The 14,191-nt window shown below is 43.8% G+C and carries 11 protein-coding genes; all 11 read left to right on the top strand.

The genetic code is table 11. From position 1 onward, the window contains the following. Window positions 1-139: 139 nt before the first annotated feature. The 11 genes from M1D69_RS12845 (at window position 140) to spoVE (ending at window position 14,158) form a co-directional block, all read left to right on the top strand. Entirely contained in the window at window positions 140-1,036 is an 897-nt protein-coding gene (locus M1D69_RS12845) for a 2-dehydropantoate 2-reductase (RefSeq protein WP_458105877.1), read from the top strand. Between the two features lie 70 nt (window positions 1,037-1,106). Continuing rightward, entirely contained in the window at window positions 1,107-2,726 is a 1,620-nt protein-coding gene (bshC, locus tag M1D69_RS12840; RefSeq protein WP_458105878.1) for a bacillithiol biosynthesis cysteine-adding enzyme BshC, read from the top strand. Between the two features lie 125 nt (window positions 2,727-2,851). Next, complete coding sequence (gene mraZ, locus M1D69_RS12835) at window positions 2,852-3,283, top strand: division/cell wall cluster transcriptional repressor MraZ (protein ID WP_003221402.1); 432 nt, start codon at window positions 2,852-2,854, stop codon at window positions 3,281-3,283. Window positions 3,284-3,351: 68 nt separating this feature from the next. Further along, window positions 3,352-4,287 (top strand): 16S rRNA (cytosine(1402)-N(4))-methyltransferase RsmH, encoded by a 936-nt coding sequence (rsmH, locus tag M1D69_RS12830; RefSeq protein WP_458105879.1) that lies wholly within the window; start codon window positions 3,352-3,354, stop codon window positions 4,285-4,287. Between the two features lie 39 nt (window positions 4,288-4,326). Then, window positions 4,327-4,680, top strand: a complete 354-nt coding sequence (gene ftsL / locus M1D69_RS12825; RefSeq protein WP_458105880.1) for a cell division protein FtsL — start codon at window positions 4,327-4,329, stop codon at window positions 4,678-4,680. A 5-nt stretch (window positions 4,681-4,685) separates the two neighbouring features. Beyond that, complete coding sequence (pbpB, locus tag M1D69_RS12820; protein WP_458105881.1) at window positions 4,686-6,830, top strand: penicillin-binding protein 2B; 2,145 nt, start codon at window positions 4,686-4,688, stop codon at window positions 6,828-6,830. Between the two features lie 126 nt (window positions 6,831-6,956). After that, complete coding sequence (locus tag M1D69_RS12815; RefSeq protein ID WP_458105882.1) at window positions 6,957-8,897, top strand: stage V sporulation protein D; 1,941 nt, start codon at window positions 6,957-6,959, stop codon at window positions 8,895-8,897. A 174-nt stretch (window positions 8,898-9,071) separates the two neighbouring features. Then, a complete protein-coding gene (locus M1D69_RS12810; protein ID WP_458105883.1) occupies window positions 9,072-10,556 on the top strand; it encodes a UDP-N-acetylmuramoyl-L-alanyl-D-glutamate--2,6-diaminopimelate ligase in 1,485 nt (494 codons plus the stop codon). Between the two features lie 111 nt (window positions 10,557-10,667). Beyond that, entirely contained in the window at window positions 10,668-11,642 is a 975-nt protein-coding gene (mraY, locus tag M1D69_RS12805) for a phospho-N-acetylmuramoyl-pentapeptide-transferase (RefSeq protein ID WP_024121314.1), read from the top strand. Beyond that, the gene (gene murD, locus M1D69_RS12800; protein ID WP_059292826.1) at window positions 11,643-12,998 is read left to right on the top strand and encodes a UDP-N-acetylmuramoyl-L-alanine--D-glutamate ligase; all 1,356 of its coding nucleotides are present in this window, start codon (window positions 11,643-11,645) and stop codon (window positions 12,996-12,998) included. A gap of 59 nt (window positions 12,999-13,057) precedes the next feature. Next, window positions 13,058-14,158 (top strand): stage V sporulation protein E, encoded by a 1,101-nt coding sequence (gene spoVE, locus M1D69_RS12795; RefSeq protein ID WP_003221421.1) that lies wholly within the window; start codon window positions 13,058-13,060, stop codon window positions 14,156-14,158. Window positions 14,159-14,191 lie beyond the last annotated feature (33 nt).

The raw sequence follows: 14,191 nt of genomic DNA, 5'->3' as shown, positions 1-14,191 counted from the left end.
TTCTCTACATATATTGTAAACGCTTTATTTAAAAAATCCAAATATTTAAACTTTAATTTAAGGTTTTGAAATCTCTGTGAAGTATTTTTTTCATACTTCTGCTATGATAATACGTAAATGTTAAATTGGGTGTGACATCATGAAAATTGGAATTATCGGCGGGGGCTCCGTCGGTCTTTTATGTGCCTATTATTTATCTTTGGATCATGAGGTGACTGTTTTGACGAGGCGGGATGAACAGGCCGCAGCGATTCAATCGGAAGGGATTCAGCTTTATAAAGCCGGAAAAGCGTTCAATGCTCATTGCAGCGCGGGCACAGCTATTGATTCATGTTTTGACCTTCTTGTCGTGACAGTGAAACAGCATCAGCTTCAGACTGTTTTCCCGATGCTTGAACGAATCAAAAAAACAAATATTTTATTTTTGCAAAACGGTATGGGCCATATTCACGGCCTTAAAGACTGGGGGGCTGACCATTCCGTTTATGTTGGGGTTGTTGAGCACGGAGCTGTAAGGAAATCGGATACAGCAGTTGAACATACAGGCATTGGTGCGATAAAATGGAGCGCATTCAAGCATGCTGAACCAGATCGGCTGAACGCGGTGCTACAGCATAACCATTCCGAATTCCCAATTTGCTATGAGATGGATTGGTATCGACTGCTGACGGGCAAGCTGATCGTAAACGCCTGCATCAATCCGTTAACTGCGCTGCTGCGTGTGAAAAATGGAGAGCTGTTGACTGCGCCTGCTTATTTTTCTTATATGAAGCTCGTTTTTCAAGAGGCGTGCAGCATTTTGCGGCTGGAAGATGAAGAGGCGGCCTGGGAGGGTGTACGTGCAGTTTGTGAGCAAACGAAAGACAATCGCTCTTCCATGCTGGTCGATGTGACCGCCGGACGGCAGACGGAGGCTGACGCCATCCTCGGATATTTGCTGAAAGAAGCACAGCTTCAAGGCCGCAACGCTGTTCACCTTGCGTTTTTACACGGCAGCATCAAAGCTTTGGAGCGAAACACAAACAAAGTCTTTTGAGCTTTTCTGGTAACATGCTATACTCATTTCGGATAACTAACTATTTATTGGAGAAAGGAAGTTCTAGAAGATGCAGCTAACTGAACTTTCCATCAAAAATCAGAATGTGTTTGTACAGCACTATATAGATGGTAAAGAAGAAATGTCTTCTTTTTTTGATTACAGCATTCATCATAAGGATATGTGGCAAGAAAGACTGAAAGATTTATCCTCGCGGGTTTTCGCAAGAGAGGAATTGACAGCCTATTTATCCTCTTATCACAACAAATTCGGCTCAAGTGCCATGCAGCATTCTATTGAGAAGCTGAAGGATCCGTCAAGTGTTGCTGTTGTCGGCGGACAGCAGGCAGGGCTTTTAACAGGACCGCTTTACACCATACATAAAATCATCTCAATTATTGTTTTAGCAAAGGAAAAGGAAGAACAGCTGCAAGTGCCTGTTGTACCGATCTTTTGGGTTGCCGGAGAAGACCATGATTTGGATGAAATTAATTTTGTCCACACGTTAGAAGAAAGCGGTCCGGTGAAAAAAAAGCTACCGCAGTCTTACTGGAAAAAGTCATCTGCCGCCAACACACCGCTTGACCAAGAAAAATGCGCCGCATGGATAGACGATGTGTTTGCGGCTTTTGAAGAAACAGACCATACGAACACACTTCTAGAACATGTGAAACGATGTTTAAGGGAATCTGTTACGTTTACTGATTTCTTTGAACAGCTGATTGCGGATCTGTTTCAAGAGGAAGGCTTAGTATTGTTAAATTCCGGAGACCCGGGAATTAAAAAGCTAGAAACCGCCATGTTCCAAAAGATCCTCCGTGACAATGATGAACTTGCACACGCTGTTTCTAAACAGCAGGACTTCATGCGCGAAGCGGGCTACAAGCCGATTATCGAGTCTGGAAAAGAGCAGGCAAATCTGTTTTATGAATATGAAGAGGAACGCTTTTTAATTGAGAAGGACAACGGCCGTTTTGTGATTAAGGAGCTTGATCTGGCATGGTCGATGGATGAACTTTATACGCATATAGAAGAACATCCTGAACGCTTCAGCAATAATGTTGTAACGAGACCGTTAATGCAGGAATTTTTGATTCCTACCTTGGCATTTATCGCGGGCCCCGGTGAAATCAACTATTGGGGTGAGCTCAAACAGGCTTTTGCAGTGATGGGCTTTACAATGCCTCCTGTTATGCCGAGGCTGAACATCACGATAGTCGAGCGCCATATTGAGAAAAAGCTGGTTGAACGAAAGATATCATTACAAGAGGCGATAGAAGGCGGGACGGAAAACCAAAAAGAAAAATACTTTGAACACCAGATTCCGGAAGAGTTTACCGCGGTGATTGAGCAAGCGAAAAACCAGATTGAAGCGATTCATAAAACCGTCCGGCAGGAGGCGCTTAAGGTTGATCAGAGCATGGAACCTTTGCTCCTGAAGAACGCGGCGTTTATTCAGGACCAGCTTCAGTTTTTAGAGCGTACAGTGACAAAACGAATTGAAGAAAAAGAAGGCTATGTCTTAAGGGATTATGAGAGAATCCAAAATAGCATTAAACCATTGCTCGCACCGCAAGAGCGAATTTGGAATATCATGTATTATTTAAACAGGTACGGTCCAAAATTCTTCACATCATTCAAGAATCTGCCATTTTCTTTTCAAAATCAACATCAAGTTGTCAAACTTTGAAATAAAGTTTTAAAGAACCCTGAATAGTTCAGGGTTTTTTTTTATGTATAAACAGTGTAAAATGAAGTTGTGGAGAGAAGTGGTGGATAGTGGTGAGTTAAGGAGAGAAAGTGGGGCAAAAGATCATGTTTATGGGTGAATACCAGCATACAATCGATGCGAAAGGCCGCATGATCGTACCCGCTAAATTCAGAGAAGGCCTCGGTGAGCAGTTTGTGCTGACAAGAGGACTTGATCAATGTCTCTTCGGCTACCCTATGCACGAGTGGAAACAGATTGAAGAAAAACTAAAAGCTCTTCCTCTCACAAAAAAAGATGCCCGCGCATTTACCCGATTTTTCTTTTCAGGTGCGACAGAATGCGAACTGGACAAGCAGGGCAGGGTGAATATCGCATCATCTCTATTGAATTACGCAAAACTGGAAAAAGAATGTGTTGTTATCGGGGTTTCGAATCGAATTGAATTGTGGAGTAAAGTAATTTGGGAACAATACACAGAAGAGCAAGAAGATTCATTTGCTGAAATTGCTGAAAACATGATTGGGTTTGATATATAATGAATCTTCGTGTATAACACTCTAAAAACAATTTCCATTCATCCTGATAAAAGGTGGGACCAACACAAATGTTTCAACACAAGACAGTACTTCTTCGTGAAACCGTTGACGGCCTAAATATTAAACCGGACGGTACATATGTAGACTGCACACTCGGCGGAGCTGGGCACAGTACATATTTATTACAGCAGTTATCAGAGAAAGGGCGTTTAATCGCTTTTGACCAAGATGACACGGCATTACAGCATGCAGAAGAAGCGTTGTCCGATTATCAAGGACAGCTTATTCTGATTAAAAGCAACTTTAGGTATTTAAAAGAATGTTTACATGAACAAGGCATTACAGAAGTAGACGGTATTTTATTTGATTTAGGGGTGTCTTCCCCGCAGCTGGATACACCAGAACGCGGATTCAGTTACCATCATGACGCACCTTTGGACATGAGGATGGACCAGTCGGCCACGCTTACGGCGAAAGAAGTCGTAAATGAGTGGCGCTATGAGGATCTCGTCCGTATCTTCTTTAAATACGGCGAAGAGAAATTCAGCAAACAGATCGCCAGAAAAATTGAGGAGGCAAGAAGCAAATCTCCTATTCAAACAACGGGCCAACTGGTCGATCTAATAAAAGACGCGATTCCCGCTCCGGCCAGAAGGAGCGGAGGACATCCCGCAAAACGCGTGTTTCAGGCAATCAGAATTGCTGTGAACGATGAACTGAAGGTTTTTGAAGAGGCTTTGGAGCAAGCAATTGACGTGTTAAAGCCGGGGGGCAGGGTATCAGTGATTACCTTCCACTCACTTGAGGATAGAATTTGTAAATCTACGTTTAAAGAGAAGTCGTCACTTCCGGAACTTCCTCCGGGTCTTCCTGTTATACCGGAAGAGTTTGAACCGGAGCTCAAGCTTATCACAAGAAAACCGATCACGGCATCTGAAGAAGAGTTGGCAGAAAACAATCGTGCTCGTTCTGCGAAGCTTCGAATTGCTGAAAAAAGAAAATAACAATACGCGAACGCAAACTTAAAAGGAGGTCATCAGCCTATGAGCAATTTAGCTTATCAACCAGAGAAACAGCAACGGCATGCGATCGGTCCTGAGAAAAAAGTGATTGTCAAGAAAAGGGCTTCCATTACACTCGGAGAAAAGGTGCTTCTCGTCCTCTTCGCTGCGGCAGTGCTAAGCGTATCGCTTTTAATCGTATCGAAGGCATATGCGGCTTACCAAACAAATATAGAGGTGCAAAAGCTTGAGGAGCAAATTTCTTCCGAAAACAAGCAGATTGGTGACCTCGAAAAAAGCGTTGCTGATTTAAGCAAGCCGCAGCGCATTATGGATATTGCGAAAAAGAACGGCTTGAATTTAAAAGATAAAAAAGTGAAAAACATACAGGAATGATTCAAATGCCAAAAAAGAATAAATTTATGAACAGAGGAGCAGCGATTCTAAGTATTTGTTTCGCTCTCTTTTTCTTTGTCATCCTTGGGAGAATGGCATATATTCAAATAACCGGAAAAGCGAACGGCGAAGTGCTTGCGACAAAAGCGACAGAACAGCATGAAAAGAAACGGACCATCGAAGCGAGCCGGGGCTCGATTTTAGACCGAAATGGAAAAGTGATTGCTGAGGATACAGCGACGTATAAGCTGATTGCGATTCTTGATAAAAAAATGACAACTGACAAAAAGCATCCGCAGCATGTCCAGAACAAGGAAAAAACAGCGGAAGAACTGTCTAAAGTGATAGATTTGGACAAGGCTGAAATCCTTGATATCTTAAATAAGAAGGGTGCAAAACAAGTTGAGTTCGGGTCAGCAGGCCGGGATATTACCTATACCCAAAAACAGAAAATTGAAAAGCTGAAACTTCCGGGAATTTCATTTTTGCGCGATACAAAGCGGTACTATCCGAACGGCATATTTGCGTCCAACTTAATCGGCTATGCCGAGGTTAACCAAAAAACAAATGAAATTACCGGCGCGATGGGCTTAGAAAAAGTGCTGGATCAGTATTTGAAGGAGCGGGACGGATATGTAACATACGAAAGTGACAAATCCGGCTGGGAGCTCCCGAACAGCAAAAATAAAATTACAGCGCCAAAAAATGGTGACAATGTATATTTAACCATTGACCAGAAAATTCAAACCTTTTTAGAAGACAGTATGACAAAAGTGGCGGAAAAGTATAAACCGAAAAAAATCATGGCCGCAGTTGTTGATCCGAAGACGGGCAAAGTGCTAGCCATGGGGCAGCGTCCAAGCTTTGACCCGAATACGCGCGATGTGACGAATTATTATAACGATTTGATTTCATATGCGTATGAGCCCGGGTCGACAATGAAGATCTTTACACTTGCAGCAGCGATACAGGAGAATGTGTATAACGGCAAAGAAAAGTACAAGTCCGGAACATATAAAGTTGGCGGAGAACCTGTAAAAGACCATAATGATGGTGTAGGCTGGGGGGCAACAACATATCATGACGGTGTTGTAAGGTCTTCAAATGTTGCTTTTGCCAAACTGGCTAATGAAAAATTGGGCTATTCCCGGTTTAATGAGTATCTTCATAAGTTCAATTTCTATCAAAAAACAGGTATTGACTTGCCGGGTGAAGTATCAAGTAAAATGAATTTTAAATATGAGTTTGACAAAGCATCGACTGCATATGGCCAAGCCTCTGCTGTTACACCAATTCAACAGTTGCAGGCAGCAACTGCAATAGCAAATGACGGTAAAATGATGAAACCCTATGTCATAGACCATATTGTTGATCCTGACAAGAAAAAAACCATTTATCAAAATAAACCTCAGTCCGCCGGTACCCCAATTTCTGCGGATACCGCTAAAAAGGTTCGTAATATTTTAGGTGATGTCGTTACCTCTGATATTGGTACTGGACAGCCATATAAAATTGAAGGTTTTGATGTGGCTGTTAAAACCGGAACAGCGCAAATTGCCGGACAAAATGGTTACCTGACTGGACGCGATAATTACGTATTTTCCGTGATGGGAATGGCGCCTAAAGATGATCCTGAGCTGCTGATCTATGTTGCAGTGCAGCAGCCGCAATTAGAAAATGATGAAACAGGTTCTAATCCAGTATCTGAAATTTTCAATCCGACAATGAAAAACAGTTTGCATTATTTGAACATTGAACCGACTGAAACGTCTGATTCAAATAAGGAAGAAACGAAAGCGCAGGCGATGCCTGACTTAACAGATCAAACTGTAACAGGTGCTCAAAAGAAAGCGAAAGACGAAAACCTCACACCGATTGTGATCGGCAGTGATATTGCAGTAAAAGAGCAATATCCAAAAGCGGGTGAGGAAGTTTTGACCAATCAGAAGGTCTTCCTGAAAACGGGGGGCAAAATTAAGATGCCTGATATGACAGGCTGGTCGAGAAGAGAGGTTCTTCAATACGGCGATTTGGCAGGAATTCATATTGAAGTGAGCGGACAAGGTTACGCTGTGAGCCAAAGCGTTAAGAAGGACAAAGAAATAAAAGACGGTACTGTGATCAAGGTGAAGTTTAAGAATCCTGATTAAATAGAAAGAAAGCTTACCCCGTCGGGTAAGCTTTCTTTTTTTTATATCTCCAAAGAGGAGCGCCGTTCTACCTGTCCATACGCAGGCATAAAATGAAACAAGCCTAAATAAGGAGTGAACGGTGCCTTGCGCGTCTCGAATGTAACGGTTAGAAAACGTTTATTATTTGTTTTGCTTTTTGGAGTGATCGTATTTCTGATCATTGATACAAGACTGGGGTATGTTCAGTTTGTCATGGGAGAGAAACTGACTTCTCTGGCGAAGGATTCCTGGAGCCGGAACCTGCCGTTTGAGCCGGAACGGGGAGAGATCCTTGATCGGAACGGTGTTAAGCTTGCCACAAATAAAAGTGCACCGACCGTATTTGTCGTGCCGCGTCAAGTCCAGAATCCGCTGAAAACGAGCAAACAGCTGGCTGCGGTGTTAAATATGTCTGAAGAAAAAGTATATAAGCACGTCACCAAAAAAGCATCGATAGAAAAGATTACGCCAGAAGGGAGAAAAATTTCAAATGAGAAGGCAAAAGAAATCAAAGCGCTCGATTTAAAAGGGGTGTATGTAGCGGAGGATAGTATCCGCCATTATCCGTTCGGCAGCTTTTTATCTCATGTGCTTGGGTTTGCCGGTATTGATAACCAAGGACTTCTTGGGCTTGAAGCCTATTATGATAATGATTTAAAAGGAGAAAAAGGCTCTGTTAAGTTTTATACAGATGCCAAAGGGAAGAAAATGCCCGATGAAGCGGATGACTACACGCCTCCTAAGGATGGGCTCGATATGAAGCTGACTGTGGATTCGAAGGTGCAAACCATAATGGAACGAGAGCTTGATAATGCTGAAGCTAAATATCATCCAGACGGTATGATTGCAGTCGCAATGAATCCGAAAAACGGAGAAATACTTGGAATGGCGAGCAGACCTGACTTTGATCCGGCTGACTACCAATCTGTTGACCCGTCCGTTTACAATCGGAATCTCCCTGTATGGAGCACATACGAGCCGGGTTCTACCTTTAAGATTATTACACTTGCGGCGGCTCTGGAGGAGCAAAAAGTCAACCTGAAACGTGACCAATTTTATGATAAAGGGCATGCAGAAGTAGACGGAGCAAGACTGCGCTGTTGGAAAAGGGGCGGTCACGGGCTGCAAACGTACCTTGAAGTTGTGCAAAACTCCTGTAACCCCGGCTTCGTTGAATTGGGCGAGAGATTGGGCAAAGAAAAGCTATTCAAATATATAAAAGGCTTTGGATTTGGCCAAAAAACCGGGATTGACCTGCAGGGGGAAGGAACAGGGATTTTATTTCCGCTTGACAGAGTAGGCCCGGTTGAGCAAGCGACAACCGCCTTCGGACAGGGGGTGTCCGTCACGCCGATTCAGCAGGTTGCAGCCGTTTCTGCCGCTGTTAACGGCGGCACGCTCTACACACCTTATATAGCAAAAGAGTGGATTGATCCGGTCACCAAAAAAACAGTCAAAAAACAATCGCCAATCGCCAAAAAACAAGTCATTTCTAAGGAAACATCAAAACAAATCCGCTATGCTTTAGAAAGCGTCGTTGCAGAAGGCACCGGACGCAATGCGTTTGTCGAAGGCTATCGTGTCGGCGGAAAAACAGGAACAGCACAAAAGGTTAAAGATGGAAAATACCTCGAAAACAACCACATTGTATCATTTATTGGTTTCGCTCCGGCTGACGACCCGAGTCTTGTCGTCTATGTCGCGGTGGATAACCCGAAAGGCACGATTCAGTTTGGCGGAACCGTTGCAGCGCCTATTGTGGGGAGTATTATGAGAGACAGCCTGCCGGAGCTTGGTGTTAAGCCTAGGAAAAATCAAATCGAAAAAAAATACCAATGGAACGACACAAAAACAATAGAAGTTCCGAATGTTGTAGGGATGTCTGTCTCAGATCTTGAGTCACTTTTGGTGAATCTGAATATAGATGCTTCCGGAAAAGGAAGCAAAATCGTCAAACAATCACCAGCTGCAGGAACAAAAGTAAAAGAGGGCTCTAAGATACGTGTTTATTTGACTGAAGAAGATGAAAAGGAGGCAGCCGATTAATTCGGGCTGCCTATTATTTTATTGCAGAAAAATGCTGATATCTTTCAAGATTAGCTGGATGTATCCTTTTTTTTACGCTAAAATATGAACTGTATGCTTAAAAGTCATTATCACATCATTTGATGTGACTTCAATGATAAAAAGAACGAATAGAATGTTGAGAGGTTTGATACGATGAAACTTACAAAGCTGCTTACATACTTAACAACCGAACCTTCTGTAAATGACTCACAAGACCCTGAAATAACTTCAATTGAGATGGACTCCAGAGAAGTAAAGAAAGGGAGTCTTTTTGTATGTGTAAAAGGGTATACGGTAGATGGCCATGATTTTGCGCAAAAAGCAGTTGAAAACGGCGCAGCGGCTATTGTGGCTGAAAAGGAGCTCGATGTGGATGTGCCTGTCATCATTGTCCGGCAGTCACTGCGGGCGCTCAGCGTTTTGTCTGATGCGTTTTACGGACAGCCGACAAAGAAACTGCAGCTGATCGGAATAACGGGCACAAACGGAAAAACATCTACGACCCATATGGTTGATGAGATTCTCAAAAAAGCGGGGAAACGAACAGGCTTAATCGGCACGATGTACATTAAAATCGATGACGAAACACTTCCCGTTAAAAACACGACACCGGAAAGCGTCACGTTGCAGCAAACATTTAAAAAAATGAATGACAAGCATGTCGACACGGCCATCATGGAGGTTTCTTCTCACGCTTTGTCACTGGGACGGGTTCACGGCTGTGATTATGACATTGCCGTGTTTACGAACTTAACACAGGATCATCTTGACTATCACAAAACGATGGATGAGTACCGACAGGCAAAAAGCCTGCTGTTTTCTCAGCTTGGCGGGGCATTCAACCATGAAAATCCAAAACGGGCTGTTTTAAACGCGGATGATGAGGCAAGCGCTTATTTTGAAAAGGTCACTGCGGCACATATTTCTACATATGGAATTAAAAACAATGCTGATGTAATGGCGAAAGATATCAAAACCACTGCACAGGGCACGAGTTTTGAACTGGTGACGAACAAAGGCACTAAGCACATCACGATGTCGCTCGTTGGACAGTTTAACGTGTATAACGTGCTCGCTGCTGTTGCGACATGTATTGCGGCAGGCATTCCGTTTGAAACCATTACAGAAGCCGTGGAAGAATTGCATGGCGTAAGAGGCCGTTTTGAACTGGTTAATCAGCAGCAGGAATTTCCGGTTATTGTTGATTACGCGCATACGCCGGACAGCCTTGAAAACGTGCTGAAGACATGCAGAGACATGGCGGAAGGAAAGCTTTTTGTTGTTGTCGGCTGCGGCGGAGACAGAGATAAGACGAAACGCCCGAAAATGGCGAAAATCGCTGTTGAGCTGGCTGACGAACCGATTTTCACTTCAGATAATCCAAGAAGCGAAGATCCGCGTGCCATTTTAAGAGATATGGAAGCAGGGGTAGAGAACGAATACTACCACAGCATCGCAAATCGCGAGCAGGCGATCTTCTTTGCCGTTGCCAACGCCAAAAAAGGCGACGTTGTCCTCATTGCCGGGAAAGGTCATGAAACCTATCAGCAGATTGGGAACGAAACCTTTGACTTTGACGATGCCGAAGTGGCAGCAAGAGCGATTGTCGAACTGAATAAAAATAAGACGAATTCATAGGAAAGAGATGTTATTGAATGATGGAGCTTGAAAAGATTTTTCATATGGAAAAAAATCATGAATATGATAACTACGTATGTCGTTTGAAAGAAACAGGAGGAGAAAAGGACAATGCTTGAGCAAGTCATTCTGTTTACAATTTTAATGGGTTTTTTAATCAGTGTTCTGCTCTCTCCGATTCTTATTCCGTTTTTAAGAAGATTAAAATTCGGCCAGAGTATTAGAGAAGAAGGACCGAAATCACACCAGAAAAAATCAGGGACCCCGACAATGGGCGGAGTCATGATCATACTGTCTATCATTGTGACAACGATTGTGATGACACAGAAGTTTTCAGAAATAAGTCCGGAAATGTTCCTGCTGCTGTTTGTCACGATCGGTTACGGTTTACTCGGCTTTTTGGATGATTACATCAAAGTCGTCATGAAACGAAATCTCGGTCTGACGTCAAAGCAAAAACTGATCGGACAAATTATCATCGCAATTGTGTTTTATGCGGTGTATCATTACTACAATTTTGCGACGGATATCCGCATTCCTGGGACTGATCTGTCATTTGATCTTGGATGGGCTTACTTTATCCTTGTGCTATTTATGCTTGTCGGCGGATCAAACGCCGTCAACCTGACTGACGGTCTTGACGGTTTATTATCAGGTACGGCAGCTATTGCTTTTGGCGCCTTTGCCATCCTGGCTTGGAATCAATCCCAATATGATGTTGCTATTTTCTCAGTCGCGGTTGTCGGAGCGGTGCTGGGCTTCCTGGTATTCAATGCGCATCCAGCCAAAGTGTTTATGGGAGATACAGGATCACTTGCATTGGGAGGAGCAATCGTCACCATTGCCATTTTAACGAAATTAGAAATCCTGCTGGTCATTATCGGCGGTGTATTCGTCATCGAGACATTATCCGTTATTTTGCAGGTCATCAGCTTTAAAACGACAGGTAAACGAATCTTTAAAATGAGTCCGCTTCACCACCATTATGAGCTTGTCGGGTGGTCTGAATGGAGAGTTGTTGTAACATTTTGGGCTGCGGGACTTTTGCTTGCCGTATTAGGAATTTACATCGAGGTGTGGTTATAAGTGGAAAACGATCTATTTTTGCAAAATCAGCATTTTTTAGTCCTTGGGCTCGCGAAAAGCGGGTTTGCGGCAGCGTCTATTCTTCATGAAAAAGGTGTTTATGTTACAGTCAACGACCAAAAGCCTTTTGATGAGAACGAACCAGCCCAGAAACTTTCTGAAAAAGGGGTCGAAGTTGTCTGTGGAGAGCACCCTGTTTCTCTGTTCGATCAGCATCAGATTACTGTACTGATCAAAAACCCGGGAATTCCATATGAAAATATTATGGTTCAGGAAGCAGAAAAAAGAGGCATCCCGATTTGGACGGAAATTGAGCTAGCCTACCATCTGACTAATGCCAAATTTATCGGGATTACCGGATCGAATGGAAAAACGACAACGACGACGCTGATTTATGAAATGCTGAAGGCAGACTCTCAAAAGGCGCTGATCGCCGGAAACATCGGTACAGTCGCAAGTGAGGTTGCCTATCACGCTGATGGAGATGAATGGATCGTAACGGAACTTTCGTCATTTCAGCTGATGGGGACGCACGACTTCAGGCCTGAAATCAGCCTGATTTTAAACGTGTTTGATGCCCATCTGGATTATCATCATACGAGAGAAAACTATGAAAAAGCGAAACAAAAAGTGTATCTGCATCAGAAAGCTTCAGATAAAGCAATTGTCAACCAGGATGATGAAACAGTCGTCCGCCTGGCTGAAGCCGGAGAAGCCGGAATTGTTCCTTTTTCAGTACGCAAACAGCTTGAACACGGCGCTTATGTAAAAGACGGCATGATTATGTACAGCGGCGAAGCTATTCTTCCTCTGGAAGAGGTTGTGCTGCCAGGTGCGCATAATCTGGAGAACATTTTAGCCGCGATTGCGGCAGTAAAAACGGCTGGAGCGTCCAACGAGGCCATCAAAAAAGTGCTGACAAGCTTTACTGGCGTCAAGCACCGTCTCCAGTATGTCACAACGGTGAAGAACCGTAAGTTTTATAATGACAGCAAAGCAACAAACGTTTTGGCGACAAGCAAGGCGCTTTCGGCTTTTGAAAAACCTGTCATCCTGCTTGCAGGCGGACTGGATCGCGGAAACGGCTTTGACGACTTAAAGCCTTACATGAAGCATGTCAAAGCGGTGCTTACATTCGGACAGACAGCACCGAAACTCGAACAGCTCGGAAATGAGCTGGGAATACAACATGTCAAACGTGTCGATAATGTTGAACAAGCAGTATCTGCGGCGTTTGCGCTCTCAAATGAAGGAGATGTCATTCTGCTTTCACCTGCGTGTGCGAGCTGGGATCAATTCAAAACATTTGAAGAACGCGGTGACATGTTTATAGACGCCGTGCATATGCTTAAGTAAGGGCTTGTCTTGGAGAAATCGGCAGCCCTAATGACTTTAAGCTTGGGGTGTCGATTGATTTGACTACTAAAAAAACATCGCCTGATTTGTTATTGGTCATCATTACGTTATTATTATTAACAATTGGATTAATTATGGTGTACAGTGCGAGTGCGGTATGGGCGGATTATAAATTTGACGACTCATTCTTTTTCGCGAAACGGCAGCTGCTGTTTGCGGGTATCGGAGTTATTGCCATGTTCTTTATTATGAATGTTGATTATTGGACATGGCGGACATGGTCTAAATTGCTGATGGTTATCTGTTTTTTCTTGCTGGTGCTTGTTTTAATACCAGGCGTAGGCATGGTGCGGAACGGCTCAAGAAGCTGGATCGGAGTCGGCGCATTCAGCATACAGCCTTCAGAGTTTATGAAGCTTGCGATGATAGCATTCCTAGCTAAATTTCTCTCTGAAAAGCAAAAAAACATTACATCGTTCAGACGTGGATTTGTCCCGGCGCTCGGCATCGTGTTTTCCGCATTTTTGATTATTATGTGCCAGCCTGACCTCGGAACAGGAACGGTAATGGTCGGTACTTGTATTGTCATGATTTTTGTAGCCGGTGCGCGAATCGCCCATTTCGTCTTTCTCGGGCTGATCGGCCTAAGCGGATTTGTCGGACTAGTACTGTCGGCTCCATACCGGATTAAACGGATTACCTCTTACTTAAATCCGTGGGAAGATCCGCTCGGCAGCGGCTTTCAAATCATTCAATCGCTATATGCGGTAGGACCTGGCGGATTGTTCGGAATGGGGCTTGGCCAAAGCAGACAGAAATTCTTTTATCTGCCTGAGCCGCAAACGGACTTTATTTTCGCCATCTTGTCAGAGGAGCTTGGGTTTATCGGCGGGTCGCTTATTTTGCTTCTGTTCAGCGTGCTGCTGTGGAGAGGAATCAGGATCGCGCTCGGTGCACCAGATCTATATGGCAGCTTTGTCGCTGTGGGGATTATTTCAATGATCGCGATCCAAGTTATGATCAATATCGGCGTTGTGACGGGCCTTATTCCGGTAACTGGCATCACGCTGCCGTTTCTGAGCTACGGAGGTTCATCGTTGACCCTGATGCTGATGGCTGTCGGCGTGCTGCTGAACGTGAGCCGGTACTCGAGGTATTAATGAATTTTATTAGTGAAGCGATCCTATGAAACA

The organism is Bacillus sp. PK3-037, from assembly GCF_054161355.1.
The sequence above is the reverse complement of the archived record's forward strand: the minus strand, read 5'-3'. Positions and strand labels throughout refer to the sequence as shown.

Coding starts and splice junctions, on each gene's coding strand:
- M1D69_RS12845 (WP_458105877.1), top strand. CDS start 140: ATGAAAATTGGAATTATCGGCGGGGGCTCCGTCGGTCTTTTATGTGCC.
- bshC (WP_458105878.1), top strand. CDS start 1,107: ATGCAGCTAACTGAACTTTCCATCAAAAATCAGAATGTGTTTGTACAG.
- mraZ (WP_003221402.1), top strand. CDS start 2,852: ATGTTTATGGGTGAATACCAGCATACAATCGATGCGAAAGGCCGCATG.
- rsmH (WP_458105879.1), top strand. CDS start 3,352: ATGTTTCAACACAAGACAGTACTTCTTCGTGAAACCGTTGACGGCCTA.
- ftsL (WP_458105880.1), top strand. CDS start 4,327: ATGAGCAATTTAGCTTATCAACCAGAGAAACAGCAACGGCATGCGATC.
- pbpB (WP_458105881.1), top strand. CDS start 4,686: ATGCCAAAAAAGAATAAATTTATGAACAGAGGAGCAGCGATTCTAAGT.
- M1D69_RS12810 (WP_458105883.1), top strand. CDS start 9,072: ATGAAACTTACAAAGCTGCTTACATACTTAACAACCGAACCTTCTGTA.
- mraY (WP_024121314.1), top strand. CDS start 10,668: ATGCTTGAGCAAGTCATTCTGTTTACAATTTTAATGGGTTTTTTAATC.